This window comes from Sphingobium sufflavum (assembly GCF_021403115.1).
Lineage (GTDB): Bacteria > Pseudomonadota > Alphaproteobacteria > Sphingomonadales > Sphingomonadaceae > Sphingobium > Sphingobium sufflavum.
The window spans coordinates 179,995-196,411 of the sequence record NZ_JAJSSH010000001.1 but is presented as its reverse complement, the minus strand read 5'-3'; the positions used below and the strand labels follow the sequence as shown (position 1 = coordinate 196,411).

The following is a 16,417-nucleotide window of genomic DNA, read 5'->3' as shown; positions in this document are numbered from 1 at the left end:
TTTGCCATGACACGGGGGCCATCAGGCGGCTGAACGGGCCGCCTTCGGATCAGCGGGCGCCACCAGCGCGGCCAGCGCCGCCGCCGCCGTCACGATCACCCCGGCCAGCACGAACGCCGCGCCCGGAAAGGGGATTGCCGCGCCCGGCCCCGCCGACAGGGCATAGACCGCCCCGAACGTCAGGGGGGAGATAACGCCCGCGATGCTGGCGACGCTGGTGTTGGCGCCCTGCAACTGCCCCTGTTCGCTGTCCGACACCTGCCGCGTCATCAGCGCCTGGAGCGACGGCATGGCGAGGCCCCACAGGGCGCTGAGCAGGCAGGACGCGATGAACATCTCCCCCGTCGGCGCGACACCGTTGCCGATCAGGGCGATGCCGCCGCTGGACAGCCCCGCCACCAGCGCGCGCCGGTCGCCCCAGCGCCTGACCACCGGGCCGATCAGGAACGCCTGCACCACCATGTCGAGGATGCCGGTCAGGCCGAGCAACAGGCCCGTCTCCCACGGCGTCCAGCCATACCGGTCCCCGACATAGAGGACGAAGACGACCATGAAGGCCTGTTTGGCGAACTGCATCAGGAAATTGACGATGGAGAGGCCGAACAGGCTGCCCCTCGACCGCAACAGCGCCAGCGAACCGAGCGGGTTCGCCCGCTTCCACGCAAAGGCCATGCGGCTGGCGGGGGCCAGCGATTCGGGCAGGAGCAACAGGCCATAGAGGAACGCCGCCCCGCTCAGTCCGGCGGCGACCCAGAAGGGCGCGCGCGCCGAAATCTCGCCCAGCGCCCCGCCGATCACCGGTCCCACGATGAACCCGCCACTGAACGCCGCGCCGATCAGGCCATAGCCGCGCGCGCGCTGTTCCGGCGCGGTGATGTCCGCCATATAGGCGAAGACGGTGGTGAAGCTGGACGCGGTGATCCCCCCGATCAGCCGCCCCGCCGCCAGCCACCACAGGTTCGGCGCCAGCGCCATCAGCACATAGTCCAGCCCCAGCCCGGCGATGGAGATCAGCAGCACCGGCCGCCGCCCGAACCGGTCGGACAGCGCACCGATGACGGGCGCGCAGACGAACTGCATCACCGCCCACAGCGCCACGAACACCCCGTTCCACGCACCCGCCCGCGCGCTCGATCCCGCCATCTCCCGGATCAGGTCGGGCAGGACGGGGATGATGATGCTCATCGACAGCACGTCCAGCACCGCCGCCACCAGGATGAAGCCGATGGCGGCGGTGCGGCGGCGGATGGCGGTGCCGGTCATGGCATCACTGGTCCCCCGGATCGCGGATCGTCAGGCCGGTCCAGCGCGCGGCAAAGGCGTACATGTCCGCAAACTCCGCGATGGTCTTGTCTACCGGCTTGCCGCTGCCATGCCCGGCCCGCGTCTCGATGCGGATCAGGTGCGGCCTGTCGCCGATCTGCGCATGTTGCAGGGCGGCGGTATATTTGAAGCTGTGCCCCGGCACCACCCGATCATCCGTATCCGCCGTGGTGACGAGGATGGCGGGATAGTCCGCCCCCTCCCGGATCGTGTGATAGGGGGAATAGGACAGCAGGGTGCGAAAATCCGCCTCCTTCGACGGATAGCCATAGTCATCCACCCAGTATCGCCCCGCCGTGAACCGGTCGAAGCGCAGCATGTCCATCACGCCCACCGCCGGCAGGGCGGCGGCGAACAGGTCCGGCCGCTGGTTCGTGACCGCCCCGACCAGCAGGCCGCCGTTCGACCGCCCCTCGATCGCGATCTGGCCCTTCGCGGCATAGCCCTTTGCGTTCAGGAATTCGGCCGCCGCGATGAAATCGTCGAACACATTCTGCTTGTGGGACAATCGCCCGGCGTCGTGCCACGCCTTGCCATATTCGCCGCCGCCGCGCAGGTTGGCGATGGCCACCGCCCCGCCCTGCTCCAGCCAGGCGAGCCGGGTCGGGTTGAACCCCGGCGTCTGCGCGATGTTGAACCCGCCATAGCCATAGAGGATGGTGGGCGCGGCCTTGCCCGATGCCGCCACGTCCCGGCGGCGGATCAGGAACAGCGGGATCTGCGTGCCGTCCTTCGAGGGATAGAAGAGCTGGTCCGTCTGGAAATCGCCGGGGTCGAAGGCCAGCCGGGGCCGGGACCACACGCGCGCCACATTGGTCGCCACGTCATAGCGATAGACGACCGACGGATCGGTGTAGCTGGCGAAGCTGAAGAAGCTCTCGCTGTCGGCGGGCCTGCGCGAGAAACCGATGGCGGTGCCGATGCCGGGCAGCGGGACATTGCCCACCGGCTTCCCGTCCCGCTCCACCAGCTTCGCCACCGTGCGCGCGTCGGAGAGATAGGCCAGCACGATGCGCCCGCCGATCATCGACGCCCCGCTCAGCGTGTCGCGGCTCTCCGCCACGATCGGCTGCGCGCGCGGCCGGGCGCTGGCGGCGTCGAGCCGGACGATGCGCCCGCGCGGCGCGCGCAGGTCCGTGCGGAAATAGAAGAGATCGCCGACATTGCCGATGAACGCCCAGTCGTTCTTCAACCCCTTCACCAGCGGGCGGGCCGTCCGGTCCTCCCCCACCAGCGGGATCAACGTGAGCGCATAGCGTTCGTCCGTCCCCTCGCTGGAGGTGACGAGCAGCCAGCGGCCATCGTCCGTCACCTCCGCCACATGGCCGAGGCGGGGCCGGTCGGGCGTCGCATAGACCAGCCGGTCCTCCGCCTGCGCCGTGCCCAGCGCATGATACCAGACGCGCTGGTTCTCCACCGTCGCCTGAAACGTCGCATCCCCGGCGGGCGCGTCGAAGCGGGAGTAATAAAATCCCTGCCCGTCGTTCGCCCAGCTCAGGCCCGAATATTTGACCCACTCCACCCGGTCGTCCAGCGTCCGGCCGCTGTCCACGTCGACCACGCGCAGGATGCGCCAGTCGGTCCCGCCGTCCTGCACGGCATAGAGGAGGTAGCGTCCATCCTCCGACACCTCCCACTCCGCCAGCGCCGTGGCGCCATCCTTCGCCAGCGCATTGGGGTCGAGCAGCAACCGCTCCTTCCCCTCCAGCCCTTCCCGCACATAGAGCGGCGACTGGTTCTGGAGGCCGGAATTGCGCGTGTAGAAATAGCGCCCGCCGCCCTTTCGCGGCACGCCGGTGCGGGCATAATCATACAGCCGCTTCATCCGCGCGGCCAATATGTCGCGCCCCGGCAGCGTGTCGAGATAGGCCTGCGTCGCCTTGTTCTGCGCCGTCACCCAGTCGCGCACCGCGCCATCGACGCGCACGTCATTTTCCAGCCAGCGATAGGGGTCCGCGACGGACACGCCAAACTGCGTCTCCACCACATCGTCGCGCCGGGTCGGCGGATAGGCGATGGTCGGGTCGCCATGGGCGGGGACGGTCAGGATCATGAGGGCCAGCGGCACGAACAGGCGCCGGGCAACATGGGGAAAGCCCGCGTGCGGCAAGCCAGCGCGGGGAAAGCCCCCGCGAATACGAAAGAGGGCCATGCGCTCACCCTATCGCAGGCAGGGGCGGTATCGGCGCGGCACACGGCCCCGCCCCGGTGGCGGGAACCGCCGTCTGTTCCCAGTCTTGCAGCTCGCGATCCAGCGCCATCGGGCCTCCTTGGTCAGGCCCCCTCCCTATTGGCGCACAGGGCGCAAAGGCAATCGCTTTCCTGTCGCGGCGGATGCTTTCGACCGGCGGCGAACCCTGCGGAAAAACCAAAACCCGCCGCACCTTACCGGCACGACGGGTTTCAGCCATCCTCTCCCAGCGGACTCTTGCCCGGCCTTTTATCTATCGGCGGCCCGGCAATATTCGGTCCCCGGCCGTGGCTCAGCCAAGGCGGCCAAGGCGATGATACAGATTACCATATTTCAGCGATTCCGGCGTATCCTGAATCTTCTGGAGGTAATCCGCGACCGCCACTTTCAGCAGGGCGAAATCCTCCGTGGAGAAGACCGCGCGCGAGCGGGTGGGTTCGTTCGTTGTCGTCGTATCCGTCATCGACTTACTCCTCTCTTCGTCCTGAAATTCTGGGGGCCGGTCCCTATGGTGAACCGGCCCCAGCCGTGGCCGTCAGGCCGCGGCGAACTGGTTCATCGTGTTGTGCTTGCCACCGGCCTTCAGGGCCGCCTCGCCAGCGAAATATTCCTTATGGTCGTCGCCAATGTCCGAACCGGACATGTTCTGGTGCTTCACACAGGCGATGCCCTGACGGATTTCCTGACGCTGGACGCCGAGGACGTAGCCGAGCATGCCCGCATCGCCGAAATATTCCTTGGCCAGATTGTCCGTGGACAGGGCGGCCGTGTGATAGGTCGGCAGGGTGATGAGGTGGTGGAAGATACCGGCCCGCGCAGCGGCATCGCGCTGGAAGGTGCGGATCTTCTCGTCAGCCTCGATCGCCAGTTCCGTCGTGTCATAATCGACGCTCATCAGGCGGGCACGGTCGAACGCGGAAACATCCTTGCCCGCTTCGACCCAGGCGTCGAACACCTGCTGGCGGAAGTTCAGCGTCCAGTTGAACGACGGCGAGTTGTTATACACCAGCTTGGCGTTGGGGATGACCTCGCGAACGCGGTCCACCATGCCGGCGATCTGCTCGATATGCGGCTTCTCCGTCTCGATCCACAGCAGGTCCGCGCCATTTTGCAGCGAGTTGATGCAGTCGAGGACGCAGCGATCCTCGCCGGTGCCGGTGCGGAACTGGTACAGGTTGGACGGCAGGCGCTTGGGACGCAGCAGCTTGCCGTCGCGGCTGATGACGACATCGCCATTGCCGACCTGCGTCAGGTCGATCTCGTCGCAGTCGAGGAAGCTGTTATACTGGTCGCCAATGTCGCCCGGCTCCTTGGAGAAAGCGATCTGCTTGGTCAGGCCGGCGCCCAGCGAGTCCGTGCGGGCCACGATGATGCCATCGTCGACGCCCATCTCCAGAAAGGCATAGCGGCAGGCGCGGATCTTCGCGAGGAAGTCCTCATGCGGCACCGTGACCTTGCCGTCCTGATGGCCGCACTGCTTTTCGTCCGAAACCTGATTTTCGATCTGGAGCGCGCAGGCGCCAGCGGCGATCATCTTCTTGGCCAGCAGGTACGTCGCCTCGGCATTGCCGAAACCGGCGTCGATGTCCGCGATGATGGGGACGACATGCGTCTCATAATTGTCGATGGCGTGGAGCAGGCGCTGCGCCTCGACCTCGTTGCCGGCTTCGCGCGCGGCGTCGACTTCGCGGAACATCATGCCCAGCTCGCGCTGGTCGGCCTGTTGCAGGAAGGTGTAGAGTTCCTCGATCAGCGCGGGGACGCTGGTCTTCTCATGCATGCTCTGGTCGGGCAGCGGGCCGAAATCGCTGCGCAGCGCGGCGACCATCCAGCCGGACAGATACAGGTAACGGCGCTTGGTGGTGCCGAAATGCTTCTTGATGCTGATGAGCTTCTGCTGCCCGATGAAGCCGTGCCAGCAGCCCAGCGACTGGGTGTAGTTGGCGCTGTCGGCGTCATAGGCGGCCATGTCGGCGCGCATGATCTTCGCGGTGTATTTGGCGATCTCCAGGCCGGTCTTGAAGCGGTTCTGGATCTGCATGCGCGCGGCGGACTCGGCATCGATGCCGTCCCAGGTGCCGTTGAAGCTCTGGATGAGGCGGGCGTTGGCCGCGATCTTGTCCTGATAGGTCATCTGACTGTCCGTTCCATCGAAAGGCTGTGGCCGGTGAAGGGCCGTAGCTGTGAAAGGCCCCGGCCGTGGGAGGCCGGGGTCGTGAAAGGGGGCGGGATGACCATCGCCTGTCTGACACCTTCTGGCGCTTATCTGGCGCCTGTCTGGGTGTATCCGGGTGTCTGGCCATCCGCCGTTGCAGCCTCAATGCCTGCCGGGGGTGAGTCGGGCCATGGATTTTGTCAAAAAACTGCGTAAATGGGTTTGATAGATCGCGGTTAATCTTGTAATATTGTAAATATATTTACATTCTTCGCCACCAGGCGCATGGGACCAAAACCCATGCTTTGGTTGGTCATGTTGGTATGAAACCATGTCCGAAACCAAACTTCTGGCCGGCCACGCCGTCCGCCGCCTCCGCCGCGCGCAGAGCCTGACGCAGGTCGCCTTTGCCGATGCGGTCGGCATCTCGCCCAGCTATCTCAACCTGATCGAACGCAACCAGCGACCGCTGACCGCCGCCCTGCTCCTGCGTCTCGCCGACCGCTTCGACATCGACCCGCGGCGGTTGGGGGCGGAGGAACCGGCGGGCGGGATCGAGGGATTGCGCCGCCGCCTCGCCGATCCGATCTTCGCCGACATCGGCATCGACCGGGCGGAAATGGCGGAATGGCTGGCCGCCGCGCCCGGCGGGGTGGAGGCATTCGCCCGCGCCTATGACCGCATGCGCGAGGGCGACGGCGGGGGAGAAGCGACCGCCGACGCGCCAGCTTCCCCGGTGCCGCGCGTGCGGCAGGAGATCGAACGGTGGCGCAACCATTTCGCCGATCTGGACGCGGCGGCGGAATCGCTGGCCGACGAACTGCGGCTGGGCGCGGGCGACCTTTATGGCGCCATCGCGGAACGGCTGCGCGTCCGGCACCAGCTCGCCATCCGCATCCTGCCCGCCGACATCATGCCCGACCGGCTTCGCCGCCTCGACCTCCACGCACGGCAGGTGCAGCTTTCCGAAATGCTCGACCCGGCGGCCCGCACCTTCCAGATCGCGTCGATCCTGGCGCAGAATGAGGCGGGCCAGGAAATCGACGCACTGGTCGCGGGCGCGGCCTTTGGCGATCGCACTGCGGAACGCCTCTATCGCCGCCATCTCAACGCCTATTTCGCCGCCGCGATGATGATGCCCTACGCCCGCTTCCTGCGCGCCTGCGAACAGTCAGGCTATGACATACTCCTGCTGCAACGCCGCTTTGGCGCAGGGTTCGAGCAGGTAGCGCACCGCCTCACCACCCTGCAACGGGTGGGCGCGCGCGGCCTGCCTTTCTTCATGCTGCGGATCGACCGGGCTGGACAGGTTTCCAAACGCTATGCCGGGGCCAGCAGCGCGCCACTGGTGGAGGCGGAAGGGCGATGCCCGCTGTGGCGCGTCCATCGCGTCTTCGAACGGCTGGGCGAGATCCGCACGCATCTGGTCGTGCTGGGCGCTGGCCAGCAGGGCGGGGAGGAGGACGGCGAACGCTGGTTCACCCTAGGCCGCACGGTAGAGCGACCGGGTCTCGCCACCGCCCCGGACAGCCCGATATTCGGCGTCATCCTCGGCATCAGGGCCGACCTTGCCGCGCCGCTGGTCTATGCGCGGGGACTGGACCTGCGCGCAGGTGAGGCGACTCCCATCGGCCTTGGCTGCGCGGCCTGCGGCATCCCCGACTGCGCACAACGCAGCGCACCGCCACGCGGCCGTTCGCTCGACCTCAGCGACCGGGAGCGCGGCCTGTCCCCCTTCCCCTTCCGCACCGACTGAAGGACCGGAAGCCATTGATTTCCTTCATGGCGGAACCGTCCCCATCGCGCGGGGTTTAGTCAGCCACGGAAAGCCGGAGCCGGTCGGCAAACCCCTCCTGCTTTCTCCGACCGCGGTACGCCAGTCAATGGCTCTAGCCGCGAGTCGCCACGGAGGAGGATGACAATGGCCAACAGCTATACGACCGAAGACGGTGTCCAGCGCACCACGGTCATCGAACGGCGATCCAATGGCGGGCTGATGATCGGCATGATCGTCATCATCGCGCTGGTCGCCGCCATCGCCTATTTCCTGTTCGCGCAAGACAGCCGGGAACAACGCCAGTCGGACGCGCTCGTCAGCGCGGCAGAATCGGTCGATGACGCAGCCCGCGATGCCGGGACGGCCATCAGCGATGCAGCAAACCGCGCCGCGCCGAAGCAGTAAGGAATGTGTGGCAGCCTTTCTCCCCTCACCCGGCGTCACTATTGTTCAGGACAGGATGGCGCAAACAGCCAGACGGTTTCCACTGACAGTGGGACCGGTTTGAAATGAAAAGGGCGGCCCATGGAGGCCGCCCGTTCGCAACTCAGATACCGGACCCTTTCAGGGATAGGGCGTGGCCGTCGTCGGTGCTGCCGCCTTTCGTCCCGCAGCCGCTTCCTCCGCCTTCGCATCCGCCTCAATCTTCGCGGAATCCGCGTCGATCACCGACAACCTCTTGGCGCGCTCCGCCGCGACCAGATCGGACCAGTTCGCATCGCCCATCAGCGTCCGCCTCTCCGCACGCGCGTTGCGGGCCAGCGTCTGGAAACAGCCGGTAAAGCCGCCACCGCCGACGGGAGAACAACTGTCCGTCCCCGACTTGCCGACATATTCGATGGCCTCCGCCCGGTTCAGCCAGCTCTGCACCTTGGGATCATTGGGGTCGGTGCGCAGCGCGGTGGGAATGCGATAGCGATCCTTCTCCTTCATCCGCGCACAGACCAGAATCTCACCGCTATCGCTGGTAGGGCAAGGGTCGTCGCCATAGACGATCACCTGCTTGACCTTCTCCGTCGCGGGGTCGACCGGACCACCCTGAGCCTGCGCGGCTGTGGCGAGGGCAGGCAATGCAACGGCGAGCGCAAGGGTGGCGATCAGTGTCTTGACGGGGGAACAGGTCATCACAGGCAGGACTCCGGTCGAAATCAGATACGTTCGGACAGCGCGATGGCGGCGCGGCATCCCGCACGGATGAGGCCAGATAGCAACGGATAGCCAGGCGCACGCTCCGCACCTTGCGCGATGGCGGTCTCGCGATGCTCCACCTCCTCCGCCTGAAAATCCGCAATGGCTTCGGAAAGTTCCGGGTCGCTATCGCCTAGCGCTTCCAATTGCTGGCTATAATGACGGTCGATCTCCGTCTCCACCGCGCTGGTGCAGGCCATTGCCGCCTCCGGTCCCAACAGAGCGGTAGCCGCGCCAAGGGCAAAGCCCGCGACATGCCAGATCGGCTGGAGCAAGGTCGGTCGACCATTGCGCCGCGCCAGCATCGCGTCAAAAGCAGCACGGTGGCGCTCCTCCTGCGCGGCCATGCCCGCGATCAGGCGGCCCGCCGGATGCCGGTCGCCCAGCACGGCCAACTGCCCTGCATAGATGCGCGTCGCGCCATATTCGCCCGCCTGATCGACGCGCAGCATCGCCGCACGATCGTAAGGCTTTTCGCCGGGACGGCGCGCGACGCTCATGCCCCGCCCTTCCAGCGACTGACAAGGGTGAGGATGCCCAGTGCGACGACTACAGAAATCAGGAAATTATAACCCGCCATGCTGATGCCGAACAGGCTCCAAGCCGCGACGTCGCAGCGGACCAGCGGCGCATTCATGATCGCATCCAGCGCCGACTGGCCACCACCACCGCCGGACAGGCCAGTCGCGCAGGTCGTCAGCCCTTCCCACCAGCCATACTCCACACCCGCATGGAAACCGCCGATCAGCCCACTTGTCAGGATAGCCAACGCCGACAGCATGGTCAGCATCGCGCTCAATCCGCGATTGGCTCGCAACCCTATCGCGCCCAGCGTCAGCAAAATGGCAGCTAGATGCGGCCACCGCTGCCAGTAGCACATCTGGCACGGCGACAGGCCGCCCAGATACTGGAAACCTATCGCACCCCAGAGCAAGGCATTGGGCGCCAATATGGCGATCAGCCGCGCCCGCGACAGGCTCCGATCCATCCGTATTCCCGGCGCACGCATCAGTCGCGCTTCACCGGCACGGTAGTAGCGGGCTTAACGGGTGTGACGGGCTTGCCCGCAGCAAAGGCCGCGCCCGGTCCGGTACGCCGGATGGTACGGAGCGCATAGTCGAGCTGGAAATCATCAATGCCCTGCTTCTTCAGCTCATCCAGTGTCAGGGAGAAACGCGGATCGACGTTGACGTCCTTTTCCAGTTCCTTGTTGGTCAGCTTCGCGGTGCCGATCAGGTGGCGACGCAGGTCGCTTTCCCGATATTTGGGTCGCTTCTGATAATCGGGATCGGAAATCTGGGGCACGAGGATGTCCGGCTCAATGCCGCCTTCCTGCACCGACCGGCCCGACGGCGTGAAGTAGCGCGCGGTGGTCAAGCGCAGCGCGCTGGATGCCGACATGGGGAGCAATGTCTGGACGCTGCCCTTGCCGAAACTGCGCTCACCCATAACCAGCGCGCGATGCTGATCCTGCAAAGCGCCCGCGACGATCTCCGATGCCGATGCCGACCCGGCATCGACCAGCACAATCACGGGCAGGCCGCCGGCATCATCGCCCGGCCGCGCGAAATAAGTCTGCGTATCCTCACGCGCCCGGCCGCGCTGCGACACGATGACGCCCTTTTCCAGGAAACTGTCGGAGACGGACACCGCCTCGTCCAGCAGGCCACCGGGGTTGGAGCGCATGTCGAGGATATAGCCCAGCGGCTTCTTGCCCAGCGATTTATCGATACTGCGGAAGGCCGCGCGCAGGTCCGCGCCGGTATGGGCAGAGAAGCTGACGATCTTGATGACGCCAATGTCGTCCTTCACCCGCCACTTGATCGGCTTCACCTCGATCACCGCGCGCGTGATGGTCACGTCGAACGGCTCGTCCCGGCCTTGCCGCGCCACCGTCAGCTTGACCGGCGTGTTGGGCGCGCCGCGCATCTTGTCCACCGCCTCGTCCAGCGTTCCGCCGTAGACCAGCGCGCCATCGATATGGGTGATATAGTCGCCCGCCTTGATCCCCGCCTTCCATGCCGGGGTATCCTCGGCCGGGGCGATGACCTTGACCGCGCCCTCCTCCATCGTGACGGACAGGCCGATGCCGCCATAATTGCCGTCGGTCTGGGTACGAAGCTGCGCGAAATCGCGCGTGTCGAGATAACTGCTATGCGGATCAAGGCCACTAAGCATCCCCTCGATCGCGCCTTTTATCAGCTTCTCGTCATCGACCTTGTCCACATAGCTGGCCCGCACCCGCTGAAACACGTCCATGAACAGGTCGAGTTGCTTGTAGGTCGTCCCCTCTCCTTCCGCGATGGCGGCGGTGGTCACAGGAACCAGCGCAATTGCGCCCGCCACGGCCAGCGAGCGAAGGAACAGCGGATGGCGAAACAGGGACGGGCGCACAGTCATGGGCTTGGAAACAGCCTTTGCGGCAAGAGAGGAGGGCATGAATAAAGCGCCAATATAGAGACTGTTCACGCCCCTGCATAGGTATGGCGCCGTGCTGCCGGGCGCCGGCTTTCGCGAGCCTGAACGGATCGCGACCCGAACAATGAACACCGGTCACGAAAGAGCCTCTCAGCCTTCCACCCTGTCGACCGCTACCGAACCGAGCAAACTGTGCAAATAATCGCGCCCTTGCGACGTCAGCGCCGCCTGATGCACGGACAACATCATGCCGGTTATCGACAAGGCCTCGAATGTCACCATCCCCATGTCAGTCAGCCATTGCAACGCAGCAACATAGTGATTCGTCGGCTCCTGTTGCATTCCCGAGGCAGGAAGATTGGGCCAAGTCATCACCCTAGAATGCGGCCACACCCGTCCAAGCGACTGTAAAATGTCCAGAATTTCAGTCTTTTGCTCCAACGGTGACATTCCGGTTCCCTTGCCTTCGCCGGGAGATAAATCCACAGCAAGTTACTAATGCGATTTTCGCTCTTAGTTTTCAGACGGACCCCGATAGTAAGTTACATCATTGGCAAATTGTTGCAACGCACCTAAAGCTTTTCGTCGCGTGACAGGCAGTCTTCGGCGTAAGTTGTTGCATTTCGCCGGTGCGAAGAGGCGCAGTGTGGCCTGCGAAATCCTCCTTCGGGAAAATTGACCTGAAACGCCCGATGCGCCATGGCCTGCGCCATGACCGACATTCCTGCCAAGCCCGCCGCGACCGATCTGGCCAAAACCTTCGACCCCGCCGCCATCGAGGCAAAATGGTATGCCCATTGGGAAGCGAACGGCCTGTTCCGTCCCGAACGACCTGACGCAACCCCATTCACCATCGTCAACCCGCCGCCGAACGTAACGGGGTCGCTGCACATCGGCCATGCGCTCGACAATACATTGCAGGACATCGTGATCCGGCATGAGCGACTGAAGGGCAAGGATGCGTTGTGGGTCGTGGGCACCGACCATGCGGGAATCGCCACGCAAATGGTGGTCGAGCGGCAACTCAACGAGCGGCAGGACAAGCGCACCAACTACACACGCGAACAGTTTGTGGATAAGGTGTGGGAATGGAAGCGCGAGAGTGGTGGCACCATCACCCGCCAGCTCCGCCGCCTCGGCTGCTCCATGGACTGGAGCCGCGAGCAATTCACCATGGACCCGCACTTCACCCGCGCGGTCGTGAAAGTATTCGTGGACCTTTACAACGAGGGTCTGATCTATCGCGACAAACGGCTGGTGAACTGGGATCCCGGTCTTAAGACTGCCATCTCCGACCTGGAGGTGGAGACGCGCGAGATTCAGGGTAAGTTCTGGCACTTCCGCTATCCGCTTGCGGACGGTGTGACCCTGGATGATGGCCGCGACTATATCGTCGTCGCGACCACCCGGCCGGAGACGATGCTGGCCGATATGGCTGTCGCCGTAAACGCTGCCGACGACCGCTATACATCGGTCATCGGAAAGCATGTGAAGCTGCCGATCACCGGCCGCCTGATCCCCATCGTCGCGGACGACCATGCCGATCCGGAACTGGGTTCCGGCGCGGTCAAGATCACGCCCGGCCATGACTTCAACGATTTCGAGGTCGGCAAGCGCGCCGGCATTGCGGCGGGCGACATGCTCAACATGCTCGATGCCGATGCCAAGGTCATCCAGACGACCGACGACCTGATTCCCGCCAGCTATCTGGGCCTCGATCGATTCGATGCGCGCAAGGCCGTGGTCGAGGCTCTGCGGGCGCTTGACCTGCTCGACTATGCACTGGTCGAGGAAGAGAATGACGACGAGGGCATCGTCTCCGTCCGCAAGGTCGAGAAGATCGAGGATCGGGTGATCCAGACGCCCTATGGGGATCGTTCGGGCGTGGTCATCGAACCCTGGTTGACCGACCAATGGTATGTCGATGCCGCTACACTGGCGAAACCCGCCATCGAGGCCGTACGCTCCGGCGCTATCGAGATCGTGCCCAAGACGTGGGAGAAGACTTACTTCAACTGGATGGAGAATATCCAGCCATGGTGCGTGAGCCGCCAATTGTGGTGGGGCCACCGGATTCCGGCTTGGTTTGACGAGGACGGCACAATCTTTGTCGCCGAGACGGAAGAAGACGCCCAGACACAGGCGGGTAACCGCAAGCTGATCCGTGACGAGGACGTCCTCGACACCTGGTTCTCCTCCGCGCTCTGGCCTTTCGCCACCCTCGGCTGGCCGGACGCGGACGCGCTGCTCGTCAACCGCCATTACCCCAACGACCTGCTCGTCTCCGGCTTCGACATCCTGTTCTTCTGGAACGCCCGCATGGCGATGCAGGGTATCCACTTCATGAAGGAGGTGCCGTGGAAGCGCATGTACCTCCACGGCCTCGTCCGGGCAGCGGACGGGCAGAAAATGTCCAAGTCCAAGGGCAATGTGGTCGATCCGCTGGGTCTGATCGACCAATATGGCGCGGATGCACTGCGCTTCTTCATGGCCGCCATGGAGAGCCAGGGCCGCGACGTGAAGATGGATGAGAAGCGGGTCGAGGGCTATCGCAACTTCGCGACCAAGCTGTGGAACGCCACCCGCTTCGCCATGTCCAACGGCATCGGCGCCAGCGATTCCGTGGCAGCGCCCGCCGCCACGCTGGCCGTGAATAAATGGATCATCGGCGAGGTCGTGGAAACGGTCGCAGCGCTGGACGCAGCCATGGCGGACCTGCGCTTCGACGCCGCCGCCAACGCCATCTATCATTTCGTGTGGGACCAGTTTTGCGACTGGTATCTGGAGCTGATCAAGCCGGTGCTGGCGGAGGATGCAGATCCCGCTGGCGCCGCCGAAACGCGGGCTATCGCGGGATGGGTGCTCGACCAGATCCTCGTCCTGCTCCACCCCTTCATGCCCTTCATCACGGAGGAGTTGTGGGACGCACTGGGCACGCGCGCGCAGCCGCTCATCGTGTCCGCCTGGCCCACACCCGCCGCATCGGTCGATACGGAAGCCAAGGCCGCCGTCGAGTGGTTCGTTGATTTCACCGGCAAGCTGCGGACCGCCAAGAATGAACTGGGCCTGCCGCCTGGACAGCGGCTCGCCTGCTTCGTAGGCGAGGCCGACCAGAACACGGCCCTCAACTTCACCCGATGGGCCGCCGCCCTGACTCGCATCGCGCGCGTCGATGTGGCGGAAGGCGACGCGCCTACCGGTGCCTCCATCGCCATCGTCGTAGGTGAGGCAACCTATATCTTCCCGCTGGAAGGCGTCATCGACATTGATGCTGAAAAAGCGCGTCTTACCAAGGCGCTGGAAGCCGCAACCAAGGAAGCAAAATCGCTCGCGGGGCGCCTCTCCAACCCGGCCTTCGTGGAAAAGGCCAAACCCGAAGCGGTCGAGAAGGCCCGCGCCGACCATGCCGAAAACTCAGCGGATGCGGAGCGGCTGGCGGCGGCGCTGGCGCGGCTGGGGTAAAACCCGGTTCGGTCAAGAGAGGTTCGCGCTCGTTTGCTGTTGCACTCTAATAGACGCAATTAGGCGGGGAGCACCTGCTACGCCGGTGCCTTCAGCGCCCGCCGCTGCGCCAGCGGGCGATCGTTCGTTGGAGAATGGCCTCTTCACCGCCATTCTGCCGCCATAGCGTCGTGAACTTGGGATCGGCGGAGGCCGGGCGGCGCTTCTCTTCCAGATCATCGAGCGTCACGCGGATAGGAATGGCGACGCCTTCGCCGCAGATGATGCACTCCCGGTTGCGCAGCGCAGGAATGCTGTCGAGGAAGCCGCGCGACCCTTCCGGCATAGCCGCCTTCACATAGGCCTGATCCCGGTCGTTGTTCAGACGCATGGAAACGATGGTGCCGCACTGCGACAGCACGCCCTCAGCAAGATCGGATGGACGCTGGGTGATGAGGCCCAGCGAAACGCCATATTTACGACCTTCTTTGGCGATCCTCTCCAATATCTTGCGAACCGACTGGCCCGCGCCGGTCGTGGTGGCGGGGATGTAGCGATGCGCCTCCTCACAGACGAGCAGGATCGGCCTTTGCTCCTCCCCCCGTGCCCAAATGGCGAAATCGAAGACGAGGCGAGCCAGCACGGACACCACGACATGAGTAATCTCCGACGGCACACCCGAAACGTCAATCACGGAGATGGGACGCCCCTCCGCAGGCAGGCGAAAGATGCGGGCGAGGAATTTGGCCAGTGTATCGGCCACCAGCATGCCGGAAAACATGAAGCTGTAGCGTGGATCCGCCTTGATCTCATCGAGCCGGTTCTTGAGCCGTAGATAGGGCAGCGAATCCGTACCCTTGTCCAGCTTGCCCATCTCATTCTGAAGGATAGTGGACAAGTCGGACAGCATATAAGGCACCGGTGCATCGACGGTCATTTTGCCGATGCTTTCCGCCAGTCGGTTGCGGCTGCGCGCGGCGAGGATGCAGCGGCCCAGCACATCCATGTCCTGCGCCCGTTCCGCACCATGGCTGGTGATGAAGACCTCGCAATGCTCCTCGAAGTTCATCAACCAATAAGGGAGTTCAAGGCTGCCCGCGTCGAAGGAGACGCCGTTTTCGGCAAAGGCCGCACCATATTCGCCATGGGGGTCGATCATCACGACATGACCCTCCGGCGACAAATCGCAGATGCGGTGCAGGATCAGCGCCGCCGCGGTCGACTTGCCGGTGCCGGTGGAACCGAGCAGCGCGAAATGGCGCCCCAAGAAGCTGTCGACCAGCAGCGAGGCCCGCGTGCCCGCCGTCGGATAGACTGTACCCACCTCCACGCACGCATCTTCATGCCCGGTGTAGATGGCGTTGAGGTCGGCCTCCGACATCGGGAAGACGTCGGTACCGGGCACGGGAAAGCGGGTGACGCCGCGGCGAAACTTGCTGAGACGCCCAGTGAGCATCTCCTGCGCACCTTCGCCCAGGAAATCGACGTCGGCGCTGATATGGGCGGCGGAACGGGTGTCGATGGACAATGTGCGAACATTGGCGACGATCCAATGCTTGCCGACCCGCATCTTGACCTGGCTACCGACATGGCCGGCGGTAGCGATAGCCGGATCGTCGTCCTGAGACAGCGCCTCCATCGCCGCGATATCGATCAGAATCCGGGCGGAACCGCCCGCAATGTCCGACACGACGCCCAGCGCCTGATATTGGATGGGGGCCTGGCCGGGATTACGGAATCCGGCGGCGACCGGCCGGCCACCCTTTTCGGCACCGAAGCCGGATATGAAATTCATCGTTCCGCCATCCCATGCCATCGACACATCCAGCGAGTCGTAGCAAGCGTAGGTAAAGATTGGTTTAGACCCTATGCTTGCCAAATAGCTGCACGGTCCGATTTTATGGATTTTCGGGATTCCCGAACA

General features: G+C 64.4%; 13 protein-coding genes. 3 read left to right on the top strand and 10 right to left on the bottom strand.

Annotation, left to right across the window (positions count from 1 at the left end; genetic code table 11):
* Nucleotides 1-21 precede the first annotated feature (21 nt).
* The 4 genes from LWE61_RS01060 to LWE61_RS01045 all read right to left on the bottom strand — a co-directional run bounded on the left by LWE61_RS01060 (nucleotide 22) and on the right by LWE61_RS01045 (nucleotide 5,648).
* Nucleotides 22-1,263 carry a TCR/Tet family MFS transporter gene (locus LWE61_RS01060; protein ID WP_234147979.1) on the bottom strand — a complete coding sequence of 414 codons (1,242 nt, stop codon included), beginning with the start codon at nucleotides 1,261-1,263 and terminating at the stop codon, nucleotides 22-24.
* Nucleotides 1,264-1,267: 4 nt separating this feature from the next.
* Nucleotides 1,268-3,376 (bottom strand): prolyl oligopeptidase family serine peptidase, encoded by a 2,109-nt coding sequence (locus LWE61_RS01055; RefSeq protein ID WP_234148583.1) that lies wholly within the window; start codon nucleotides 3,374-3,376, stop codon nucleotides 1,268-1,270.
* Nucleotides 3,377-3,806: 430 nt separating this feature from the next.
* Nucleotides 3,807-3,977 (bottom strand): hypothetical protein, encoded by a 171-nt coding sequence (locus LWE61_RS01050; RefSeq protein ID WP_234147978.1) that lies wholly within the window; start codon nucleotides 3,975-3,977, stop codon nucleotides 3,807-3,809.
* 72 nt (nucleotides 3,978-4,049) lie between these two features.
* Nucleotides 4,050-5,648 (bottom strand): isocitrate lyase, encoded by a 1,599-nt coding sequence (locus LWE61_RS01045; protein WP_234147976.1) that lies wholly within the window; start codon nucleotides 5,646-5,648, stop codon nucleotides 4,050-4,052.
* A 352-nt stretch (nucleotides 5,649-6,000) separates the two neighbouring features.
* Between LWE61_RS01045 and LWE61_RS01040 the strand changes: the two genes are divergently transcribed.
* Nucleotides 6,001-7,425, top strand: a complete 1,425-nt coding sequence (locus tag LWE61_RS01040) for a helix-turn-helix domain-containing protein (protein WP_234147975.1) — start codon at nucleotides 6,001-6,003, stop codon at nucleotides 7,423-7,425.
* A 165-nt stretch (nucleotides 7,426-7,590) separates the two neighbouring features.
* Nucleotides 7,591-7,851, top strand: coding sequence for a hypothetical protein (locus tag LWE61_RS01035; RefSeq protein WP_234147973.1), 261 nt, complete (start codon nucleotides 7,591-7,593; stop codon nucleotides 7,849-7,851).
* 159 nt (nucleotides 7,852-8,010) lie between these two features.
* Here the strand turns inward: LWE61_RS01035 and LWE61_RS01030 are convergent, their stop codons facing one another.
* The 5 genes from LWE61_RS01030 to LWE61_RS01010 form a co-directional block, all read right to left on the bottom strand.
* Complete coding sequence (locus LWE61_RS01030; protein WP_234147971.1) at nucleotides 8,011-8,571, bottom strand: hypothetical protein; 561 nt, start codon at nucleotides 8,569-8,571, stop codon at nucleotides 8,011-8,013.
* A gap of 23 nt (nucleotides 8,572-8,594) precedes the next feature.
* Entirely contained in the window at nucleotides 8,595-9,134 is a 540-nt protein-coding gene (locus LWE61_RS01025) for a demethoxyubiquinone hydroxylase family protein (protein WP_234147970.1), read from the bottom strand.
* The gene (locus tag LWE61_RS01020; RefSeq protein ID WP_234147968.1) at nucleotides 9,131-9,622 is read right to left on the bottom strand and encodes a disulfide bond formation protein B; all 492 of its coding nucleotides are present in this window, start codon (nucleotides 9,620-9,622) and stop codon (nucleotides 9,131-9,133) included. Before LWE61_RS01020 ends, LWE61_RS01025 begins: the two co-directional genes overlap by 4 nt.
* A gap of 20 nt (nucleotides 9,623-9,642) precedes the next feature.
* Entirely contained in the window at nucleotides 9,643-11,034 is a 1,392-nt protein-coding gene (locus tag LWE61_RS01015; RefSeq protein ID WP_234147967.1) for a S41 family peptidase, read from the bottom strand.
* Nucleotides 11,035-11,202: 168 nt separating this feature from the next.
* Entirely contained in the window at nucleotides 11,203-11,538 is a 336-nt protein-coding gene (locus tag LWE61_RS01010; protein ID WP_234147966.1) for a hypothetical protein, read from the bottom strand.
* 225 nt (nucleotides 11,539-11,763) lie between these two features.
* On the opposite strand from LWE61_RS01010, the gene LWE61_RS01005 reads away from it, so the two are divergent.
* Nucleotides 11,764-14,514: a valine--tRNA ligase gene (locus LWE61_RS01005; protein WP_234147965.1), complete on the top strand. Its 2,751-nt coding sequence runs from the start codon at nucleotides 11,764-11,766 to the stop codon at nucleotides 14,512-14,514.
* A gap of 91 nt (nucleotides 14,515-14,605) precedes the next feature.
* Here the strand turns inward: LWE61_RS01005 and LWE61_RS01000 are convergent, their stop codons facing one another.
* The gene (locus LWE61_RS01000; RefSeq protein WP_234147962.1) at nucleotides 14,606-16,288 is read right to left on the bottom strand and encodes an ATP-binding protein; all 1,683 of its coding nucleotides are present in this window, start codon (nucleotides 16,286-16,288) and stop codon (nucleotides 14,606-14,608) included.
* Between the last annotated feature and the right edge of the window lie 129 nt (nucleotides 16,289-16,417).